We start from the raw sequence: 23,410 nt of genomic DNA, 5'->3' as shown, positions 1-23,410 counted from the left end.
CTTTACTTAAAAATATTTTTTAAAAATCAAAAATGACGGAAATTTAGGTTCAAAACATGTGGCTTTGGGCGGCAATATACAGTTATTATCTGATAATTTCATGAATTCATTAATATCAACTGAAAAAACTTCGAAAAGAACTTCTTTTTTTGAAAGTGTCTTTTTTCTTGCTTCTAAATCATTTTGAAAAATGGTTTCACAACTACTAAAATCTAAAACTCTAAAAGCTGTTGATATTATTTGAGTATTAAGTCTATAAACATCATTATTTCAAAATAAGTCTTCATGCATATCTTTAAGTTTTACAACAAAAGATTCATTTTGATAGGTTATTCTAACATTTCCTTTTGTCAAATATTTATCATTTGATGTCTCAAACATATTATCTATAAAAGTTTTAGCTCTTTCAAATGTTTGTGCATCTATATTATTTAATATTCTGTGAATAGGTAATATATCAACTTGCGAAATACTCATTAACTGAGTCAACATAGTATTCTTATTTTTTGACATTGAAGTAGCATACAATCGATGATGGCCATCAGCAATAAACATAGAATTAATTTTTTTATATTTATCTAGTAGAGCTATAGCTCCCCCCTCGGTGTATTGAAATAATTTTATATTTTCAAAATTATAAACTTTGTTATATTTAACTTCTTTAACAAATTGTTTAAGATCTATTTCTTCATTATGAACAATAAAAACAGGGGAAGTTTCTGTATTATAAATTTGATAATTTGCAATCATGCCTTGTACAACATCGGGTAAAACAAGTTCATGACACTTGATATTTCCATTTTTATATTCTAAAATATCTAAGTCTGCAATAACACCATATTTTCCATTTTGACAATATACGTAAACACTTTCGCAATTTTTTTCAATTTTTTCATTATTGAGTTTAGCTTTTGCTGACTTTGATAAAAATTTTGTTCTTTCATCAAAATTTATTTTTTCATCATATATATTTGCTAAGTTTAAAAAATCAGGACTATATATGTTTTTAGAAACATTAACATAACTAAATTTAATTGGTAATAACTTCATTAATGAACTCCACTTTTCTAATTTATAAAATAAACCAAATGATAAAATGATAAAAAACTAAAAATAACCTTATTTTATCATTGCTGGATTGTAAGTTCAAGTGCAACATAATTAAAATAAAATTTAATTGTGGAGCCTGAGCTTACAATCAAGCATGACACCTAAAATGTATAGGTATCATTCCATAAAAAACAATTTAAAATAGTTTTTTTAGTTCAACTTTTGGTTTCACTATATTTTTAACAATTTTTTTAATAAAATATCTCAGTTATTTTCTTTTTAAATTAGATAAAGAAATATTAAGGGTCACCATTAATGCAGTTCATGACATTGTATAAATAAGCGATCCTCATCATTTAATATTTTGACCAAATAAAACATTATAATCATATGCAGCATGTTTTTCAGTAAATATGCTTGTATCTGAAAATACAAGATCCTGAATAATAAAATGACGAACCATGTTAGAAATATGTGTTGAAGGAATAAGCGAACTAAATTCAGCAATAGGACGCGGAAATGTATGCAGTGGAACAAAAGCTCCAATCAAAAATCCAGCAACTGCACTTAAACTAGCGCTAATAGCGCTAAATGCTGAAGTATTATTTAAAAAGCTTAATAAAAACACAAATATTGAACTATTTAAAATACCACCAAGAAATATTATTCCAATAATAGTAAATATTTTAGATGTATCGAATGCATAATATGTTTTATCTACATTGCCAAAGTTAACATCAACAACTATTGTTTTATTGATTGCCATTCAACATATACCAATAATAAACATAAAAAGAGTTATAGAAATATTCAAAAAAATATTGTAAATTAAATAACTAAATCTTACAATTCCAGGATGTACTGGTGCAATATATAAATCATTCAGTACCTTACGTTCTGCATCTGCAATCATAATTGATGATAAACTAACAGCATTAGTAAACAAAGTGGTTGAAAGCAAACCAATGAGCATTGAAATATCAGCATATTGATTCTTTATTTGCTCCGGAAAGTTTTCTGGCATTTGTGAAAAATAAATTCTACGAGCAAATAAAACAAAGCAAAGCAGCACAATTAGTGGAGCTATAAAAGTGAAAAACATTCTTCTTTTATCTTTTAAAAAAATTACTAAATTACGTCTTGTTAAGTGCATTAATTTATACATTTTTAATTTCCTTTCTGTGTTACTTTTAAAAATACTTCATCCATTGTGCCCTTATTAAATTCAAAATCTTTTAATCCAGTTATATTTTTTTCAACAAAATCATGCCCTTGAGCAACAGTATCAAAACTTATAATGTACGTTTTGTTGACAATTTCATATTTAATATTTGGATTAGTAGTAATAAATTCTTTTAGATCATCAGACATTTCATAAATGCGAAGTTTTGAAGAAGAATATTTTGTTTTTAAAGCTGCTGGGGTATCTTCAACTAATTTTTGACCTTTTTCTAAAATTATTACTCTTGAACAATCATCAGCTTCTTCCATATAGTGAGTTGTTAACATAATCGTTAAATTACGAGTTTTTTGGATTTTCTTCAATATAGATCAAACAAGTTTCCTTGAATTAGGATCCAACCCTGTTGTTGGTTCATCCAAAAATAATATATTTGGACTGTGAACTAGAGCACGAGCAATATCAGCCCGTCTTTTTTGACCGCCCGATAAAGTTGCATAACGGCGGGAAGCAAAATCATTAAGTTGAAATTCATCTATAATTTTATTAACTACGGTGGCTACTTTTTCACCATTTAAATAGTCTTTGTAAAGAGCAGCTCTTATCATAAGGTTTTCTCTAACTGAAAGTTCAGGATCAAGAATTGATTCTTGAAAAACAATACCAACTTGGTTTCTAATATCAAGCTGCCTTTTATCAATATTTAAGCCATTAATATATACTTCACCACCGTCTCTTTTTAGCAAGCCTAAAATAATATTTAAAGTCACTGATTTGCCAGCTCCATTTAAACCTAAATAACCAAACAATTCCCCTTTTTTAACACTAAAACTCACGCCTTTTAATGCTTTATTATTTTTAAAACTTTTTTCTAAATTCTTTATAACTATTATTTCATTGTTCTCAAATCTTGATTGAATTTTGCTCATAAATACTCCCAAAAAACATATGAAATTAATTATACAATTTAATTTTAGTTATGCTAATTAATAGTTATTTACTAGTTTATTAAAAAACATAACTTTTGCATTTAATAAAATGCAAAAATTTAATTACTCTTTAGAAATAAATAAATTATTGATAAATGCAGACATAATTAAATAAACTTTTTCAGTAGCACTATTTATTGTGTCTTTTTTCTTAATATTTTCTTCATCCAATTGATTATCTGTATTACTTATTTTTTCATTTTCTTTCATGATTTTTACAAATATATTTTTTAATTTATTAATATATTTTTGAGAACTTACTTGAATCTTAGTACCATTAGCTATATTGAATTTAAACAGTTTTCTTATAGATTCATCAAAATTTTTGCCATCTAGCTTTATTACTCAATCAGAAATTTGTGCTCCTGAATCTTTTAAATGATTATCAATTTCTTGTATTTTGTCATAAAAAACATTAAATAAGTCATTTAAACTTTGTTTAGCTAAATTAATTATTACAGTTTCAAATAAACTAAATGACTCTTCTGAATAAGTAAAAAATCTAAATATTTTGCTTAATTTTTCAGATTGTGGTGTTAATTTATTGCTTTCCTTTTCATGATCAACAAATTCAAACTCTCCATTTTTATTAGCATCAAATTGGAAATAAATTTTTGAATCAATTCCAAATTTTTGATCAAAAATTTCAAATTTTTTTCTATTTTCATCTGTATCATTTTCATCATAATAGTTATTTGATGATAAAACTTTGCCATCTGCAGAAATAAATTGAACAATTCTATGTTTATTTCCATTTTTTTCAAAATCAAAATCAATTTTTAAAACATAATTGGATGGATTTAGCATTTGATTAATATAGTAAGAAGCAGCACTACTAATTGTGGTTTTTTCAGCATCATCATTTTTAGATTTTTTTGTTGTTGATTCATCAGCAATATAAGCTCCTCCAATAATACCAGGAGTATATTTTGAAATACCTTTAGCTTGATTAAATGAAATTGCCTTAAGCATAGTATCATTCGCATCAATTATAGGATTATTGGTCGAAACAATTCCAGAAATATTTGCTGTTAAAATTGAACATGGTATAACCCCTATTGATGACAAAACGGCACCAAGAGATCTGTATGATAAAGATGAAACATTGTTGTCTTTCCTATTTTTAAATTTATTTTTAATTCTTTTTTTAAAACAAAGAGTAATAATTTCACCAATAATTAAAAATGATATTTGTATAAGAAACATTAATATTCCACAGATTAATGGTTTTATAACTTCAATATTGTATCCTTCATTATTTAAAAATTTTTCATTAATAATATTTACTATTGTGTTAGATATACTAATACTAATCAAAAGAGCTATAATTCAGCCTACTAAGCCAAAAGACATTACAATAATTCCACCAATTATTCCTCTTCTAAGTCCGCTTATGATTGCAAATATAAAAACGAAAATAACTAATAAAACTGGAATTAAGGCAGATCAGGGATTAAAGGCAAATGATTCTCAATTTTCAATCATATTTCCTCGTATTTAATAATTAATATTTTTCACCAATGTTATCATTTCATGGATTTTTTCTATCAATTCTATCAATAAATAACTTGCCTTCAAGATGATCTAGCTCATGTTGGGCAACTATAGCTGGATAACCTTTAAGATCAAATCTTTTTCTTTTCTTTTCAAAATAAGAATAAGCTTCAAAAACAATTCTTTTAGCCCTATAAACATACCCTTCTTGATTAGGAATTTTATCTCCAACACTTAAACATCCTTCACCTTCAGATATTGCAATTTTTCTATCACTTATAGCTAAAATTTTTGGATTAAAAAACACATCCCTTAAAACTTCTTTTGGATTGTTATAAACCATATCAGGTGTAATATTTATGTAAAAAACACGTTTTAAAATTCCATACTGAACTGCTGCTACACCAACACCAGCTCTAAATCTTGATCCCTCTTTTTGGCTATCATCAATATGATAAATCATCTTTTCAGCCAACTCAATATCTTCATCACTAAGTGGTATTGGCACATCTTTTGATTTTTGTCTTAAAACTTTATTTGGTAATTGAACTATTTCAACATTAAACTTTTTCATAATGATATTATAATAAATTAATTAATAAAAAGTTTCTTATCAAAATGTAGAATAATAAGTGAATAGATAAGTAGGTTATTATGATTAGAATAATTTCTGGTAAATATCGTCATTGCCAAATAGAACAACCTGATAACAAAAATACTAGACCAACAATGGATAGGGTTCGTGAAGCTATTTTTTCATCTTTAAGAATGAATTTAGAAGGAAAAATAGTTTTGGACCTATTTTCAGGATCTGGAGCAATGGCTATTGAAGCTATAAGCAATTATGCTTCTAAAGCTATAGCTATAGAAAAAAATAAATTGGTTTATCAAACAATATTAAAAAATATTAAAAAACTAAACATAAGTAATATCGAAACATTTAATATGGATTCAATAAGTTTTTTAACCACAAAAATAAATAGAGTTTTTGACTATATTTTTGTTGATCCACCTTATAAAGAATATGACTTGCTTAATGAATGTTTATATTTAATTTCAAAAAATAATTTTTTAGATAAATATGGCTATATTATAGTGGAATGTGATAATCCCACAATGATTAAAATACCAAAAGGTTTTATGATTCAAAAAGAAAAAAAATATGGCAAAGTGTATGTTTTATACCTTAGCCATATAAATTAAATTAATGCTGATACTCTCGAAATAATTTCAGTAATTATTCAAGAATGATTTAATAATGTTGATGCAACTTCAAGCGATTTTTCAATATTAAAAAGTTCATTTTGAGTATTTAATCAGATGTACATTTTTTTACTTTGGCTGTTATAACAAAAACCAAATTTGTTTTGTAATAGTCTAAATTCAGTAGAAAATTTTCTTAATAGTTCTATATTTTCATTATTAATTAAATCATTAGTTGCATAAATTGATAAATCATTATCAATTAATTTAAAATCTCTTGTATCTGATGAAATCAATGTTTTGGTAAAATCATTTTGATTAAAACCATACATTGAAACACCTTTGTCTAAATGTAATTCAGATTCAAAAACAAGAGAATATCCCAGTGCATCATTATTTCTATAAATAGAAAATTGATTTACAACTCATGTGTTATTTGTTGAATTATCAACAATTTGATTGTTTTTTTGATCAACTTTTATTTGGATTTTATCTTCAGGAAAATAGTTGTTTGAAATTATTGTTTTATGTGTGTCTATATTTTTATTGTCATCAGATAAATATATATTGTAACCAAGTTCAGAAAAGATAAAAGGCAATATTTTTTCCAATTTAACTGTTTTATACGCTTGTTGTTTAACAATAAACCTATTTGTGAAAAATAGTGATAATAAATATGTGGCCACTAAAAATAAAATAATTATAAATGCAAAAAATGCTCAACTTAAGTTTCTAGTTTGATCTGACAAAGCATTTTTATTTTGTAATTCAAGCGTTCTTCATGGATCATTAGCATTAATTCACACTAAAGGAATTATAAAAATTAAGGCGAGTGAATAAGTTATCATTGTTGTAATAAAAAACCAAAAAACTTTTTTAGCGGCAGGTAATTTTCTTTCGCCAATTATTTTTTTATAGCTCTCCTTAGCTTCATTCGCAAGCTTTCCTTGCGTTTTTAAATAGATTTGATTCATATTAATATTTTTTGTTGACATATTATTCCTTTTTTTATTTTTATTTTCAATTATACATTTGTATTAAGAGCAATTATTTAAATCTTTCAGGATACTCAATTCTTGTTGCCTGTTCAAAAAACTTATGTTCAATTTTTCTACTTCAACTTAATTTAGTATGATCAATATTTGGTAATTTTTTAGTCACAAATCATCATGAAAATGCCATTAAAAACAATGATGATATTAAACAATTCGCAACAAATGAACCAAGAATAATTCAATTAGCAGCAACAGCATTTCCTGTATTTGCTCAAACTGCATAACCAATTCCATATCCAATAGGAACTATGATTCAAAAACAAATAAGATTTTCAAAAGATGAAGAAAAGATTGTTTTTCCAATATCATTAGCACCTTGAAATGCCAAAAGAGAACTAATTGATAATGAAAGAGCTAGAACTCTAAGGATTATTATTCTAAGAAAAATTGCTGTACCTTCAAGCTTATCGGAATCCACATTTAAAATTCAAGGCCATAAGTTATTGGCAGTTGCAGCTACAAAAACATAAACAAATGCAGAATAAATAATAGCTACAAATAAAGTTCATAGATAAATTTCTTTACAACGATCCATTCTTCTTATGGTGTAATTGTAAGAAAATAAACTTCTTGCTCCATCGTTAATTCCAAAAATAGAAGTTAAAAATAACAATACAATAGGTTGTCCTTTAGCTCAATAAAACTGAAAATGTTCGGGCATAGCAAAATGCGATTTAGTTATCAAAATATTCATCATTAAGAATGAAAGGCCTACGCCAAATGATCTTAAAAAACCGCCAACGCCAAGTAATAAAATAGGACCTAATAATTTCTTATTAAATTTAAACCTAAATAAATATTTTAATGAAAGCCAAGATTTATTTTTAGTCTCTTTTATAGCTATATAAGTAAAGAAACAAATAGCATTAAACGATCATCCGATGACAGTTGCTATAACTCCTCCAAGCACTCCTAAGCGTAATACAATAATAAAAATTGCATCAAGACCTATATTTATTGCATTAGCAGTTATACCACAAGCCATAACATAAGTGTTATATCCTTCTGAACGTATAAAATAAGACATATAAAGTGTTAAACCTTGAATAATTGTCCCTGCTGCATAAATATAAATATATTGTTCTGCTCACTTAACACTTAATTTATTTGCTGCAGTGTAAAAATCTTGCAATTGATCTAGATTTATATTAGCTTTTAGTGCAATATCTTTATTAATTTCTGTAAGGCCAGCCAAATTGCGCACAAGCCCAGATCATACAAAAGTAAACGAAATAGTAGTTGCTAATAGTGACAGTACTACTGTTGTTCAAAACATTGTTGCTCAAAGATCTCTACCAGTTTTTTCAAGTTTTTTTCCAATACATTTTGTATAGTAAATTGATGCTCCAACAGGTATTAAAAAAACTATAGAATTTGAAAAAATAATAACAGATGCAAATGATGCTGATGTAGTGGAAACTATGCTATTAGGCGTTATTTCAGCCAATTTTGTTTGTTTTAAGCTTTCAGCAACCAAATTATAATCTTTCAACATACTATAATAATTTTTAAAAAGTTCTGTTTCGTCATGCAAAGACATATTTAAATATTGAACGATTTCACTATCGGGTGCCCCAAAAACATTGCTATACTTTGGTACAAATTGCAAAATAAATATTTGATCAACAAAAGAGTATAAACCTACCATCATTGCTGATAATAAGCTAGGTATAGCTACTATTCAAATAGCTTTCTTTATAGGAGTTTGGCCAAATAATTTGTCAGCTCGTTCTTGCTTTAACGACTTAGTTTTGTCCATAATTCTCCTTTCTTATTAATTTTGTAAATAATTAAATTATAGACTAAAGTCTATAATATTTTATTGCTTTAATTATTTATGATATTTGTTATTATTCAAGATTGAATAACCTCTATATATTTGTTCTGCAAGCATAACCCTAAATAATTGGTGTGGGAATGTTAAATTAGAAAATGAGATTTTGATACTATTTTTAAATTTACTTTCATCAACTCCATTTGAGCCACCAATTATTATCACAATGTTCCTATTTTGTAATTTGTTTAGCAAATTTGCAAATTCAAAAGAATTATATAAATTACCACGTAATGAAGTCAATATTACCTGCTGAGATGAATCTATATGATTAAGAATTAATGCAGTCTCTTTTTTAATTTTTATATCTATATTTTTTTCTTCACTTATTTCTTTAATTTCAGTAATAGAAAAATCACAAAAAAATTTAATTTTTTTTGCATAATCATCAAAAATAGATTTAAATTTTGGAGATAAAGAACCAATAGCTATTATTTTAATTTTTGTCATGTTATTTTCTTAATATATCTATTTTATAGTATTAAAAATTAATCATTTTCCTTTTTTCTTTTTGAATCAATATGAAACATTAACATTTGAATATCAGCTGGATTAATTCCACTTATTCTGCTTGCTTGTCCAATTGTTGCAGGACGTATTTTTTCAAATTTTTGTTTTGCTTCTGTTGCAATATTATTAACTTTTGAATAATCAATATCTTCTGGAATTTTAAAGTTTTCAAGTCTAATAGCTTTTTTTGCATCTGCTTTTTGTTTTTCTATATATCCATGCAAGCGAACCATTATTGTAATTTCATCTTTATATTTAAAATCTGGCAATATATCATTTGGATCTACTTCAGGACGTGATAAAACATTTAAAAGAGTAGAACCATTAGTAATGTTATATTTTTTAGCTAATTCACTTTTTCCAGACAAATGCTGAGTATAAAGCTCTTGAATTTTTTCATCAATCATAGCATATTTATCAATTACATCATCATATTCATTTTTGCTAATCATACCTGATTTATAGGCATATTCAGCTAATCTCTCATCAGCATTGTCATTTCTTAAAAGTAGTCTATATTCGGCTCTTGATGTTAACATTCTATAAGGTTCCTTAGTTCCTTTAGTAATTAAATCATCAATCATTACTCCAATATAGCCATGATTTCTAAGAATAATAATAGGTTCTTTGTTTTCTAATTTAAGAGCGGCATTTATTCCAGCAATAAGACCTTGTCCTGCAGCTTCTTCATATCCACTTGTTCCATTTATTTGGCCGGCGGTAAATAATCCATTTATTAACCTTGTTTCTAATGAAGGTTTTAATTGCATTGGGTCAATTGCATCATATTCAATTGCATAACCTCATTTTTGGACTTTTGCATTTTCAAGTCCCGGTACTGATTTAACCATCAATGCTTGCACATCTTCAGGCATAGATGTCGAAAGACCATTAACATAAATTATTTCCCCATCAGCAGTTTCAGGTTCAAGGAAAATTTGATGTCTTTCTCTATCAGGAAATTTAACAATTTTATCTTCAACAGATGGGCAATATCTTGGGCCGATTCCTTCAATTAATCCAGAATACATGGCTGAACGACTAATATTTTTTCTAATTATTTCATGAGTTAAAGGACTAGTATATGTCAAATAACATGCAATCTGTTTTGGAACAGAAATATTAGATCTATTTGAAAATGATAAATTTATATCTTCGAGAACTTCTTCTTGAACTTTTGAATAATCAACACTGTCAGCATAAATTCTTGGTGGTGTGCCAGTTTTTAATCTTTGCAGACTAAAACCTAATTTAGCTAAAGATTCACTAATTAAAGGAGTTGTTAATTCATTATCCGGGCCACTTGTTTTAATTTCATTGCCACGCAATATTCTAGAATTCATGTATGTTCCTGTTGTTATAACGCAAACAGAAGCCTCTATTACTGCACCCCCTTGAATTAGAATACCTTTAAAAAAGTTATTTTCGTCAACTATTATCTCCTCAGCAACACTTTCTAGTAAATCAAGATTTTCTTGATTTTCAACATACTCAGATATCAATTCTGAATATTTTTCCTTATCAATTTGTGCCCTAAGAGCTCTAACTGCAGGTCCTTTAGATAAATTTAGCATCTTTAATTGAATTGTTGCTAAATCGGCTCATAATCCTTGCATGCCACCAAGAGCATCGATTTCTCTAGTTATTATTCCTTTAGCTGGCCCCCCAATAGATGGATTACATGGCATCATACCTAGTCTTTTTGCATTAAAAGTAATTAATAAAGTTTTGTGTCCTTTTTTTGATAGTGCAAAAGCCGCTTCTAATCCAGCGTGTCCTGCTCCTATGACAATTGCTTCGTATTTTTTATTCATATTCATAATTTATAAATTTTAATATATTTTTAAAGTTATTATTAATATGCTTTTTATTATTTATAATAAAAACATGAAAAATTTCGTTGATCTATATAATACTACTGAATATTCATTTTTGGACTCATTAATTAGAATTCAAGATTTAGTCTCTTTATCTAAAGAAAATAACAGAAGAGCTGTTGCTCTCACGGACCATAACAACATGTTTGCTTTAGGAGAATTTCTAGAGCAATGTAAAATTCATGATATTAAACCAATAATTGGAGTTGATTTAGATGTTGATAAATATCGCTTTATTTTGCTTGCAAAAAATTATGACGGCTTTATAAAAATTAACAAATTAATTAGGAAAAAATCAATTCAAAATTTAACATTGGATGATATTAAAATTAGCGATGTTTTTGTCTTAGATCATCCAATTTCTGGCCTATATGCAAAAGAAAAAAATAACTATTTAGCTGATTTTTGTGATTATTTTGTTTCGTCGACTGATCCTTCGATTCCAAATTCAATCTTTATAAAAGAAAATAAATTATTTAACAAAGCAGATAATAAGACATTGAATTTACTTCAAAGCACTGGAAATAATGCTTTATCAAAATATTTTTTAAATTACTTTGATAATTATCAAATTGATCAAATAATAATTGATAGAATAAATAAAATTGTTGATGAGTGCAATGTAATTTTTCCTAAAAAGGAACTTCATTTGCCTAATTTTTGTAATTCAACAAAAGAGAATCAAAAATTATTTAATGAAAAAATTCAAAAAGGAATCACAAAACATAGAAAAGAACTATCGCCTTACAAAAGTATCATTATAGAACGTCTTGAAAAAGAAATTTCAATTATTAGTGAGTTAGGTTTTGTTAATTATTTCTTAATAATTGCTGATTTAGTTGAATTTGCTAACGAAAAAAACATTTCAATTGGCCCTGGTAGAGGAAGCGCTTCTGGTTCACTTGTGAGTTATTTACTTGGAATAACTAAAATTAATCCACTAAGATATGGCTTATTATTTGAAAGATTTTTAAATATTGAAAAAGTTAGTTGACCAGATATAGATATTGATATTCAGGATGATAGAAGAGATGAAATTTTTCAATATTTACAAAATAAATATGGAAAAGAAAGAACAGCTGTTATATCTACATTTCAAACTATGGGCATCAAACAATCAATAAGAGATGCCGGAAGAGAATTAAAAATTGATATAAAAGATATTAATAGAATAAACAAATCAATTAATACTTTTATAAACTATCCAACAGTAGAACTTGAATATAAAAATAATTTATCTTTCCAAAGAGAAATGACAAATTTTCCAATTTTATTGGAACATTCATCAAAAATACAAGGTTTGCCTAGACAATATGGTATCCATGCTGCAGGAATAATTATATCTGATAAGGATTTATCTGAATATGTACCTGTTTTTGAAAATAGCTCTGGTTTTTTACAAGTACAAATACCAATGGAATATTTAGAAGAATTTGGTCTTTTAAAAGTTGATCTATTAGGCCTTAAAACCTTAACTGAAATAAAAAACATAGAAAAAAGACTATATGGAATTTCTTTATTTGATGATTTAGTGACTGAAAACCCACTAGAATTACAAGATCCAATGGCTATTAATCTTCTAAATAAAGGTTATACTGAAGGCTTATTTCAACTTGAATCTGCAGGAATGAAAAGAACCATTAAACAAGTTGGATTAGATTCATTTGAAGATTTATTTGCAATTATTTCTCTTTATAGACCAGGACCAAAAGATTATATTTTAGATTACTCTAAGCATAGAAAAAATAATTCATTAATAGAAAAAATTCACCCTGATTATGACAAAATAGTTTCCCCAACTCATGGGATTATTATTTATCAAGAGCAAATAATGCAAATTGTTCAATCAGTTGCAGGTATGTCATTTTCACAAGCAGACCTATTTAGAAGGGCTATTAGTAAAAAGAAAGAAGATGATTTATTAAAATATAAAAAATCATTTTTTGATGGTGGAATAAAGAATAACTATTCTGAAAAAACATTAAGCCAAATATATGAAAAGATAGAAAAATTTGCTCAATATGGTTTTAATAAATCACATGCAGTTTCATATGCTTATTTAACTATGAAAATGGCTTATTACAAAGCTAGATATCCACAAGTTTACTATAGTGCCCTTATTTCAAATTCATATGGAGACCAAAATAAAATATCTCTATATGTTAATGAACTTAGAAGCTTAAATTTTAGTGTTTTTTCTCCTAATATAACTCATTTTACCAATGAAGCGATAATTGACGATGGAGATATCTATTTACCTTTTAATTTAATTAAAGGATTTGGCACTGAAGGCGCTAGAAAAATTCTTCAAGATATTGAACATAATGGTTCATTTAAAGGATTATCAATTTATGAAATTTTATTAAGACTAAGGTTTGCTGGCTTAAAAAATTCAACAATAAATCTTCTTATAGAAGCTAGTGTATTTAGAGACTTTGGTTTTCAAAATCAAATTAAATCTATAAATGAGTTTTTTGAAAATGAATATATTTTACTTTCAAAAAGTAATAAAACATACAATGACATTAAACAAGAACTTGATTTTGAAGGATATGAAAATGCTGCTTCAAATATAATTTCTGAAATAAAATATGATATAGAACAAGAAAATAAAAATGAAAAATTATTACTTGGTGATGTATATAATGCCTTTAAAACAGTTGAATATGAAAAAAAATATAAAATGAATCTTAATAAAATTGAAAAAAACAATGGTATATTCAAAGCAGTTACAGAAATAATAAAAATAAGAGAATTTAATTCAAAAGAATATACATTAATCGAATTAAGAGATAGTTCAAAATCTCATGCTTTCTTTATTAATAAAAAAGTAGCATCTACAAATGTTCTTCTTAAAGTTGGCAAAATTATAGAAATTGAAGTTGAATCAAATAAAAAAACAATGCGACTAATATCTTGAAAAGGAGTTGATTAAAATGCAAAATAATGGTAAAAAAATGTTAATTGTTGATGGTAATTTTTTACTATTCCAATCATTCTATGCTTCTTATAATCCCTACAAACCAGAAAGTGTTTTAAAGGCTAAAAATGGTATTAGTACAAATGGTGTTCATGTTTTTTTCAACACATTATTCAAGTTAATTAAATATATAGAACCAAGCCACTTGTTTATAGCATTTGATGCAAAAGGCAAAACTAAGAGACATGAAATTTATGAAAACTATAAAACAGGAAGAACAAAGGCGCCAGAAATTATTTTCGAACAATTCAAATTAGTAAAAGAAGTCCTTACATCAATGAATATAAAATGAGCTGAAAAAGAAGGAGATGAAGCTGATGATTTAATAGCTACAATAGCTACAAAAAATGATCAATTTCACAATTATATTTATTCAAAAGACAAAGATTTATTGCAACTTGTAAATGAAAATAATTCAATTATATCAACTATAAAGGATGCAAATAAATTTAGTACATATGATCTCATTACAATTTTAAATTTCAAATTATTATATGGTATCAAACCCGAACAAATTCCAGACTATAAAGGCCTAGCTGGTGACTCTTCTGATAACTTAAAAGGTGTCCAAGGAATAGGCGAAAAAAGAGCAATAGCATTATTAAAAGAATATGAAACATTAGAAAACATATACGACTGTTTAATAGATGTAAAAGGAAAAACAAGAGAATATTTAATAAATGACAAAGAATCAGCATTCTTTTGTAAAAAATTAGCTGTATTGAACAAAGATGTTAAACTTCCTTATTCTATTAATGATTTATTAATTGAACTAGATATAAATGCTGTGAATATTCTTAATGAGTACAGTTTATACAACGTATTAGATCAATATAAAAATAATCTATCATCAAAATATAAAAAGTAAGAACAAACATTTTTAAAAATAGAAAAAAAGTTAACATGCTTTATACATAAGTGTTAACTTTTTTTGTAATAGTTTTTTGTTTGTTTTTTATTAAGCTATTGATATTTCTATTATTGTGTTTTCAGAAAATAATGGTATATCTTTAATGCTATCATCTAGTCCAAGTTTAATACCAACCATAAATGTAATTGAATACTTGTCACCAGTCATTTTTGCTGTTGCTCCATGAGCGTGTTGACTTACTTGACCGCCATATTCATTTGGTTCAGCAGTTACAAAGTCGAATATTTTCTTTAAAGCATTGAAAAATTCTTTAAATTCATCTGATAAAAGTATTATTCTACCTATACTACGACCAAAACCATCACTATATAAAGCTATAAATTTATCGCCGGATGAAAACTTGTTTTTCATTCCTAATAAAACTTCACTATCAGGAGAAATTTTATCTTTATAGTTTTCATCTTTTTTAGCTTCTTCAATTAATAAGTTACCTAATTTTTCAATAGAAATATTGGCTGCAGATATATTTGCTTCAGTTGCTTCATTGTTTAAAATATCTACATATCCTTTTACTTCTGTAACAATCTTATTATCTTTATATTTGTTTGATTTTGAAATTTTTTCCATTGATTTTTTAAGTGTTGTAACAGAATTTGCATAATTATCACTATTTACTGTTTTTATTCTTGTTTCATAAACAGTTTTGTGGCCTGCTGGTTTTGATTCGTCTTGTGTACCAGGCTTTTGATTATCTTGACCTGCTGGTTTTGATTCATTCTGTGTAGTGGTTTTTGATTCATCTTGTACAGCTGGTTTTTCTTCTTTAGCGCAAGATAAAGCAACTAAAGGTGTTAGAAAAATAGCTGGAGTTGATAATAAAAATAATTTATTAAGTTTTTTCATGTTTTAATAGCTCCTTATATAAGTTATATTTAAAAATTATACTAAAGTACAAAGTTTAAAAAAATGATAAAAAATAAGCATACTTGCTTATTAATATTATTTCTTTTCCTTGTGAACTTTGCTTGCATTACATTTTGGGCAATATTTTTTTAGTTCAACCTTTTCAGGTGTATTTTTCTTATTTTTTTTGCTAATGTAGTTTTCCATCTTGCATTCTGTACAAGCAAATGTAAATCCATCTCTTGGCATAAGAACCTCCATATAAATTAATCTAGATTAATAAAATATTTAAATATTTATATATTTTATAAGAAAAATGATTTTTTATTAATAATAAGTTTGAAAATTAGTTAATCAGTGGTGCTGTTTGCTATTTTTTCTAACTTTTTCATGGCTTTATTTACACTATCATAAGCAGCTGACCTAGTGGTTGCTGTTATTTGAGCAACCTCAGCATATGAAAGATCTTCATAAAAATAAAGTTTAAAAGCCTGTCTCTGAGTTTGAGTTAATAAACCTTCATATTTTTCAAAAAGATGACATCAATATTCAATGTTTCTAATATCGTTAATTTGTTTCTTCATCCTTGTCAATTAAATCCTTTGTCATTTCATAAATAAAATTGTCAAGATCAAATTCTTGTAAATCATCTAATTTTTCACCCAAGCCTATAAATTTAACATTTAAGTCAAATTCATCTTTTATTGATAATACAATTCCACCTTTTGAAGTTCCATCCATTTTGGTCAAAATAATTCCTGTTGGTTTTGCTACTTCACTAAATGCTTTTGCCTGACTAATTCCATTTTGTCCAGTAGTTGCATCAAGAACTAACAAACATTCATGTGGAGCATCTTCTTGGAATTTGGCAATAATACCATACATTTTTTCAAGTTCTTTCATCAAGTTAATTTTGTTTTGAAGTCGCCCTGCAGTATCAATTAAAAGCAAATCATAATTTTCATTTTTTGCTTTTTCAAGTGCACTATAAACAACACTAGCTGGATCCACACCTTCTTTTACTGGTTTAACAATTTCTGCACCAACTCTCTGTGCCCAAATTCCTAATTGATCAACAGCTCCTGCTCTAAATGTATCAGCAGCAGCAATTAAAACTTTTTTTCCTTCTTTTATATATTTATAGGCCAATTTAGCAATACTTGTTGTCTTTCCAGAGCCGTTTACACCAATGAAAATTATTATATTTAATCTATTGTCTTGTACATTAAGTGTAGTATCAACAACACTATTATTTGTGTAAATAACAAACATTTGGTCAGCTATTAATTCACCAATATCCTTAGTGTCACTTAAATCACGTAATCTAACTTCATTTTTAATATGCGATATTATTGCATAAACTAATTTTGCACTAATGTCTGACATGATTAAAATTTCTTCTAATTCATCAAAATAGTCTTCATTAATTTGTTTATGCTTATTTTGTAAATCAAGAATTTTAAGACCGAGCGAGCTTGATTTATCTAAACCTGCTTGGTATTTTTCTAATTTTTTTGATTTAATTAATTCTTCTTCAGTTTGTTTATCTAATTGTGCTTCTTTTAATGCAACTTTTTCATCACTTGATTTCTTTTTTCAACCAAAAAGCTTATCTTTTAAATAATTAAAAAATCCCATGTCTCTATTTTATATTAATTATTATTAATACTTTTAAATTATTTATTTTTAATTAATATATTAATTAATATAATATTACTCATTATGAGTAATGTTTCAAATAACAAACTGACCAAAAATTTTCTTGAAACCAAATTAACAAAAAGAAAAAAAGAGTTAGAACAAAAACATAAAGAAAATTTACAAAAACTTCAAGACTTTGACAAAAATAAAGATGATATAGAATACAAAACATACTTTGGAAGTGATAATTATAAAAAATTAAAAATGGCAAGATATGCTTATGACAATAATTCTTTACATAAAAATAATAAACAAGTGAAGAAAAGACAAATTCGCTTATACTGTAAAAGAATTATTTTAATTTTTATAGCTGCTATGATTTTTAATTTTGGAGTTCTTGCATTTCTAAATCGTGGTGACACTATCCCGAGCGGTTTATCTGGATTCCCAATGTTGGCTATCTTAATAGCTAAAAGTAGAGGAGTTCAATTAGATCCATACTTTGCTTTGCTTTATGTTGGAATAAATATACCACTATTGCTTGGTTTTGGATTTAAGGTTAAACGGAGTTTCATATTGCTGACTGTTGCATTCATGTCCTTCCAAATTATAAGTAATATTATTTACACAATTCCAGAAGTAAAGAATTTTATATTACAATACACAAATATAGCTTCTGGTTGATATAAAAATATTGTTATAAACTTTAAAAATGAAGATGGCTCAACTACCTCTATATTTCTTGAAAATTCAACAGGTTGACCAATTTTAATTAATGGTGTTCTTGGATCAATCTGCGTTGGTATTCCTGTTGCTATTGCTTGAAAAAATGGAGGATCAACAGGTGGCACAGATATAATTGCTTACTATTTTTCAACTAAAAAGCAAAAAAATGTAGCTGCAGTTATGCTTATGGTTAGTTTATGCTCAACGTCATTATTTCTATTAGTTTTTGGTATAGCAGCTCCACATTCTGAAGCTATTGATTTATCACTTGTTAGACAAGATTACTTAACAATCAATTCTGAAGAAACAAAAATGACTGGTAAATTAGTTTTAGATGCTACAAATAATATTACACAACAACAATTTACCGAAAGATATATTTCACCAAGAACTGTTTTTGGATTAAGAGAATTTTCTACAATTCTATACATAATTATTAATAATGTTCTTCTTGGAATTCTTTATCCAAAATACAAAAAAGTTACTCTTGAAATATCATGCAAAAATCCTGAAGATATACTTCAATATCTTAAAGATATTAAATATTGACACTCATACACAATTTATACAGCAAGAAGCGGTTATTTAGACTCTGACATTAAAATTATTTCAACAACACTTTTATATCTTGAATCAAAAGATTTAATTGATGATATAAAATTAATTGATCCAAAAGCATGGGTTGCAATTAAGCCAGTTGAAGAAGTTAAAGGATCATTTAACACATCTTTTGTTGAAAATTAATTTTCCCCCAAAGCTTTACAAAATAGACATAAAATTAGACACAATAAATGTGTCTTTTTTAATACAAAAAATTGATTAACTAGAAAGTTACATAAATTTATAATTCGAAAAACTTCTTTTGCTTTCTTTAATTTGCACATTTTTTCCCCATTGCTTCTCATATATATATATATATATATATATATAATGAATGCAGTCATAACTTTATAAAAATAAGAGGAACTCATGAAAAAAAATAAGCGTAAGAAGTTAGTGGTGATTGCAAGCATATTAACAATTAGTTCAGCCATTTCAGCAGTGGTAGCATCTTTGGTGTTTGCAGCAAAACCAAAGGAAAAAGAAAAATCATTTGAAACAAAGAAAAATGAAACAGATTTAAGAAACGAAAAAAATCATGCATTCGCTGTTATTGAAAACTTAACAAAAATATCTCAAACTGAAAAAGATGAATATAAATCAAAAATTGAATCCATTAATAATCCAAATGAATATGAAAAGATTAATGAAATTGTTGAAGATGCAAAACAAGAGGATTCTAAAAGATTAAATGAAACTAATTCTGATGACAGTTCACAAACAAGTAACCAACAAAGTGATCAACAAAGTGATCAAACAGTAACACAAGAACAATTAAATGTAAAAAAAATTAATAAAAAAGCTGAAGTAAGTACATTGACAGATTTACCAGAACCACTTCAAAATGAATTCATACAGCAAATTGAAGCAGTTAATAATCCTAAAAATTCTACTCAAATTGAAACAATATTAGAAAATGCTAAAACTAAAAATGAACAGTACAAAGAACTAAAACAAAATAAAACAACCAAGAAAAATGAACTAAACTCATTATCTAAACTGCCATCTAATGAACGCGCTAATTACGAACAACAAATTGAAGCAATCGATAATCCAGATGATTCAGCTAGAATTGATGAAATTGTGCAAAGTGCAAAAGCTAGAGAAGAACAATATCAAGAACTTAATACAAATAAAGTAAAAGCAACACAAGATATTAATGAATTGAATGAATTACCTCAAGAAATTCAAAACCAATATAAAGATCAAATTACAAATATCACAACACCAGAACAAATTGGCAATATTTCACAAATATTGCAAGATGCTAAAGCTAAAAATGAACAATACAAAGAATTAAAAGATAAAAAAGAGCAAGCAATATTAAATATTGATCAACTAATCGATATACCTGAAACAAGAAGACAAGAGATTAAAAATAATGTTGCAAGTATAGTCGAACCAGATAACATAAATAATGTATCACAAATATTACAAGATGCTAAACGAGAAGCTCAGCTTTGAAAAGTTAAAAATGATGCTAAAAGACAAATTAAGGAACTTGTTTATCTTGAGTCAGAAATGAAAAATCAATTTGAGAGTGAGATTGATAGAATAAGTAACGAAAACGAATTACATCAAATTGTCGAAAGAGCAAAACAAGCTGACATTCAAGCAAGAATAAAACAAGCAAAAGATAATGGTAAGAATCAAATTCAAGAACTTCAATTCTTAGGACAAGATAAAAAAGATCAATATAAAGGAAGAATTGATCTAATTAACAGTGTTGAACAATTAAGTGAAATTGAATCAATTTTTGAACAAGCAAAAGATGATGATAAATGAGCTGAACTAGAATTTAGAAAAAAAGAAGCAGAGACAAAAATACAAAACAATGACTATACTTCACCTGGTAGTAAACAGACTAGAATAAGTGAAGTAAGAAAGATTAATCATCCAAGTGAAATATATAAAATTGATGAAATAATTAAAATACTTGAAAAAGAAGCCGAAAAGCTAAAAGCTGGAATAATTTGATCAAAATGAATTAAGAGATTAGAATGAGTGGTTAACGAAAACACAAAAAAAGTTATTTTTAATGTTCATGAAGCTCCTATTGGGGAATTACAACTTAAACGCGTTATTGATAATTCAAAAGTTTGCGAAATTATATTTAAAAATTCACTAACAAATGAAGAATATTTTAGAATTCCTTATAGTAGTGAACAAAACCCTTCTAATTCGACTTACTTCATATATAAACAAACTGACACCGAGAATCAGGAAGACAATCATATCGAATGTGTTGTAGATTTAACTAATGAAAAAGGCGATAAAAAATATACAATCGATCAAGTATTAATACGTGATGATGCAGGGGAATACCCAATACATATTAGGAATAAATGAGGCATAACAACAAAACTAGAATTTTCATTAAATTCAGGTTCTGTTCAAAATTCATATACTAAACCAGTTAAAAATAAATAAAAATAAATCTGTTGTTATTAATAAAATGTTAATTAAATAACAAATAAACATTAATTTCGTTTTCAAGTGAATTTACTAAAAACTCTATAAAAAAGATATAAAAGAGACACAATAAATGTGTCTTTTTTGTTCGCATAATTTTTGCTTACTTGATAGATGAATAAAATAAAAAAACGCATAAACCTATAAATTGGCTATGTGTTTTTTAATCATGATTTAAATAATATAAATATATGTATATTTTAAAAATAAGTTTTATATTAATTTTTTGCCTTAATAGTCTGGAATTTAAATACTAAGGAGCAGGTTGTTCTTCTGTTGTTCCAGATGGTGAACTTGGACTTGTTACAGTTGAAGGTTGCGAACCACTATCAACAGAATTTTCAGATTCGGAAGATCCTTCTGAGGTTGTTGATGAATCTGAGCTTGGAGTTCCTTCTTCTGATGTACTAGAAGATGAAGTGCTTGAACTTTCACTATTCATATCAGATGTCATAGGCTCATTTAATTTAGCTTCAATTTTTTTTCAATTCTTCTAAACCTTTTTTAATACCCTCATTAACTAGTTGATATTTCTCTATTGGATCATTATTTTGAGAAGAAATGTTATCAATATGTCTTTCAGCCTCAGCTTTATATTTTAAAAATTCTGTTTTAAGTTCTCCATTTTTAGATAATTTAGGTTCTAATTTTTCAGCCTCTTCTTTAAATTTCCTTGATAAATTTTCATATTCTAATTTAGCTTCTTCAAGTTTTTTATTAGCTGTAGAATCACTATTACCAGGTTGATCTTGTTTAATTGTTTCTGTTCCACTTGAAGTTCCACCAGCAGATGAATTATCATCAGAAGATTCTTTTGATTTAATTTGATCTTCAATTAATTTATTAATATAATTATAAGTTTTTTCTAAATTTCCGTTTTTAATGGCTTTAAAATACTCTTCATCTATTAGGCGCAACAAATCGTTACGATCTTCAGATGTAAAGTTTTTATTAGATCAAACTTTTTTAGCTAAATTATCAAATTTATTTTTTCACATTATGTCATGTAATGTTTTAGAAATTGGAATTACCATAGCTTTTTCAATAAGTTTTTCAATTTCTTGCATTGCTGATTTATATAAACCAAAATGACCATATTTAGAATAATCAAAACCTTCAAGACTTTGTACTCTATCTCAAATTGCATTTATTTTTTCATCATACATTGCTTTCTCATCATCGGTTAAATGACTTATTGCCATTAATCTTTCATATTGTTTAGGATATAATTGTTCAAAAAGATATTCGTTTATAACATTTTGAATGCTAACATACTTATCTAATAATGATTTGCCTTTATTTTCATCAATTGCTGAAATTATCTTTTCTTCAAGTTTTTGTTTTTGTTCTTCATTTAATGATAATTCAGTGTCATCATTTAATTTTTCTAATTCAGCTAGTACTGATGTATTAAAATCTACTATTGATTTTAATTTTGTAATAACTTTATTAGAGAAATCGTTGAAAACAGCGTTTATATATGCTGCATTATTAGAATCTTTAGAAAGAGATTTAGCCATTTTTAATGAATCTTTTATTTCAATAAGATAAGGAATGTATTTTTTTTCGCTTTCAGTTAATTCTATTTCTTTACCTTGTGCATCTTTACCTTTTGAGTAAGTATTTGAAGGAGAATCATCTAATAAATAGAAATTATCTACATAATTTTGTAAACCGTAATAGAATTCTAAATAATTTATATATTCACTAACTTTTTGAGTAAATTCATTAACTTTTTTATCTTTTAATAAAGAATAATAGTTCATCACGGATGATTTTGATTGATTATTATCTTCCTCAGGAGTAGGAGTTGATTGAGTTCCTGAATTATCGTCTGTTTTAGGAGTACTTGGATCTACAGGAGCAGGAGTATCTGGTGTAGATGGTTTAGCTTCTTCATTAGAAGTTCCATTTTCTGGTTTTTGGTTATCATTTTTACATGAAACAGCAATGCTTGCTATAGAAAAAACAGAAACTGGTGCTAATGATAGTAGTAGTTTATTTTTTTTCATATCTTTCCTTTAT

At 26.4% G+C, this 23,410-nt stretch carries 20 protein-coding genes; 5 read left to right on the top strand and 15 right to left on the bottom strand.

The window, feature by feature from the left end; all coding sequences use genetic code 4:
- Positions 1–6: 6 nt before the first annotated feature.
- The 5 genes from JS510_RS01410 to def form a co-directional block, all read right to left on the bottom strand.
- Entirely contained in the window at positions 7–1,050 is a 1,044-nt protein-coding gene (locus JS510_RS01410) for a DUF1015 family protein (RefSeq protein ID WP_205517595.1), read from the bottom strand.
- A 268-nt stretch (positions 1,051–1,318) separates the two neighbouring features.
- Positions 1,319–2,215 carry an ABC transporter permease gene (locus JS510_RS01405; RefSeq protein WP_205517594.1) on the bottom strand — a complete coding sequence of 299 codons (897 nt, stop codon included), beginning with the start codon at positions 2,213–2,215 and terminating at the stop codon, positions 1,319–1,321.
- A gap of 2 nt (positions 2,216–2,217) precedes the next feature.
- A complete protein-coding gene (locus tag JS510_RS01400; RefSeq protein ID WP_205517593.1) occupies positions 2,218–3,159 on the bottom strand; it encodes an ABC transporter ATP-binding protein in 942 nt (313 codons plus the stop codon).
- 123 nt (positions 3,160–3,282) lie between these two features.
- On the bottom strand, positions 3,283–4,704 hold the full coding sequence (locus tag JS510_RS01395; RefSeq protein ID WP_205517592.1) for a CvpA family protein: 1,422 nt from the start codon (positions 4,702–4,704) through the stop codon (positions 3,283–3,285).
- 19 nt (positions 4,705–4,723) lie between these two features.
- Positions 4,724–5,287: a peptide deformylase gene (gene def, locus JS510_RS01390; protein WP_205517591.1), complete on the bottom strand. Its 564-nt coding sequence runs from the start codon at positions 5,285–5,287 to the stop codon at positions 4,724–4,726.
- Between the two features lie 80 nt (positions 5,288–5,367).
- Between def and rsmD the strand changes: the two genes are divergently transcribed.
- Positions 5,368–5,916, top strand: a complete 549-nt coding sequence (rsmD, locus tag JS510_RS01385; protein WP_205517590.1) for a 16S rRNA (guanine(966)-N(2))-methyltransferase RsmD — start codon at positions 5,368–5,370, stop codon at positions 5,914–5,916.
- Here rsmD and JS510_RS01380 read toward each other — a convergent pair.
- The 4 genes from JS510_RS01380 to mnmG form a co-directional block, all read right to left on the bottom strand.
- On the bottom strand, positions 5,913–6,911 hold the full coding sequence (locus JS510_RS01380) for a hypothetical protein (RefSeq protein ID WP_205517589.1): 999 nt from the start codon (positions 6,909–6,911) through the stop codon (positions 5,913–5,915). The genes rsmD and JS510_RS01380 overlap by 4 nt on opposite strands.
- Before the next feature lie 52 nt (positions 6,912–6,963).
- Positions 6,964–8,730, bottom strand: coding sequence for an MATE family efflux transporter (locus JS510_RS01375; protein ID WP_205517588.1), 1,767 nt, complete (start codon positions 8,728–8,730; stop codon positions 6,964–6,966).
- 72 nt (positions 8,731–8,802) lie between these two features.
- Positions 8,803–9,255, bottom strand: coding sequence for a 23S rRNA (pseudouridine(1915)-N(3))-methyltransferase RlmH (locus tag JS510_RS01370; RefSeq protein WP_205517587.1), 453 nt, complete (start codon positions 9,253–9,255; stop codon positions 8,803–8,805).
- A gap of 38 nt (positions 9,256–9,293) precedes the next feature.
- Positions 9,294–11,129, bottom strand: a complete 1,836-nt coding sequence (gene mnmG, locus JS510_RS01365; RefSeq protein WP_205517586.1) for a tRNA uridine-5-carboxymethylaminomethyl(34) synthesis enzyme MnmG — start codon at positions 11,127–11,129, stop codon at positions 9,294–9,296.
- Positions 11,130–11,202: 73 nt separating this feature from the next.
- On the opposite strand from mnmG, the gene dnaE reads away from it, so the two are divergent.
- Complete coding sequence (gene dnaE / locus JS510_RS01360) at positions 11,203–14,127, top strand: DNA polymerase III subunit alpha (protein ID WP_205517585.1); 2,925 nt, start codon at positions 11,203–11,205, stop codon at positions 14,125–14,127.
- A 1-nt stretch (position 14,128) separates the two neighbouring features.
- The gene (locus tag JS510_RS01355) at positions 14,129–15,040 is read left to right on the top strand and encodes a 5'-3' exonuclease (protein ID WP_205517584.1); all 912 of its coding nucleotides are present in this window, start codon (positions 14,129–14,131) and stop codon (positions 15,038–15,040) included.
- Between the two features lie 90 nt (positions 15,041–15,130).
- Here JS510_RS01355 and JS510_RS01350 read toward each other — a convergent pair whose 3' ends face one another.
- The 4 genes from JS510_RS01350 to ftsY all read right to left on the bottom strand — a co-directional run bounded on the left by JS510_RS01350 (position 15,131) and on the right by ftsY (position 17,584).
- Positions 15,131–15,946, bottom strand: coding sequence for a hypothetical protein (locus tag JS510_RS01350; protein WP_205517583.1), 816 nt, complete (start codon positions 15,944–15,946; stop codon positions 15,131–15,133).
- A 96-nt stretch (positions 15,947–16,042) separates the two neighbouring features.
- A complete protein-coding gene (rpmG, locus tag JS510_RS01345) occupies positions 16,043–16,195 on the bottom strand; it encodes a 50S ribosomal protein L33 (protein WP_205517582.1) in 153 nt (50 codons plus the stop codon).
- A 101-nt stretch (positions 16,196–16,296) separates the two neighbouring features.
- On the bottom strand, positions 16,297–16,530 hold the full coding sequence (locus JS510_RS01340) for a sigma factor-like helix-turn-helix DNA-binding protein (protein WP_205517581.1): 234 nt from the start codon (positions 16,528–16,530) through the stop codon (positions 16,297–16,299).
- The gene (gene ftsY, locus JS510_RS01335) at positions 16,514–17,584 is read right to left on the bottom strand and encodes a signal recognition particle-docking protein FtsY (protein WP_205517580.1); all 1,071 of its coding nucleotides are present in this window, start codon (positions 17,582–17,584) and stop codon (positions 16,514–16,516) included. Before ftsY ends, JS510_RS01340 begins: the two co-directional genes overlap by 17 nt.
- Before the next feature lie 84 nt (positions 17,585–17,668).
- Between ftsY and JS510_RS01330 the strand changes: the two genes are divergently transcribed.
- Positions 17,669–19,057, top strand: coding sequence for a YitT family protein (locus JS510_RS01330; protein ID WP_205517579.1), 1,389 nt, complete (start codon positions 17,669–17,671; stop codon positions 19,055–19,057).
- A gap of 225 nt (positions 19,058–19,282) precedes the next feature.
- Positions 19,283–21,343, top strand: a complete 2,061-nt coding sequence (locus tag JS510_RS01325) for a coiled-coil domain-containing protein (RefSeq protein WP_205517578.1) — start codon at positions 19,283–19,285, stop codon at positions 21,341–21,343.
- 295 nt (positions 21,344–21,638) lie between these two features.
- Here JS510_RS01325 and JS510_RS01320 read toward each other — a convergent pair whose 3' ends face one another.
- Positions 21,639–21,827: a hypothetical protein gene (locus tag JS510_RS01320; RefSeq protein ID WP_205517577.1), complete on the bottom strand. Its 189-nt coding sequence runs from the start codon at positions 21,825–21,827 to the stop codon at positions 21,639–21,641.
- 25 nt (positions 21,828–21,852) lie between these two features.
- A complete protein-coding gene (locus tag JS510_RS01315; RefSeq protein ID WP_205517576.1) occupies positions 21,853–23,397 on the bottom strand; it encodes a Vmc-like lipoprotein signal peptide domain-containing protein in 1,545 nt (514 codons plus the stop codon).
- Between the last annotated feature and the right edge of the window lie 13 nt (positions 23,398–23,410).

Source organism: Mycoplasma tauri, assembly GCF_016925555.1.
GTDB lineage: Bacteria > Bacillota_I > Bacilli_A > Mycoplasmatales > Metamycoplasmataceae > Mycoplasmopsis > Mycoplasmopsis tauri.
The sequence above is the reverse complement of the archived record's forward strand: the minus strand, read 5'-3'. Positions and strand labels throughout refer to the sequence as shown.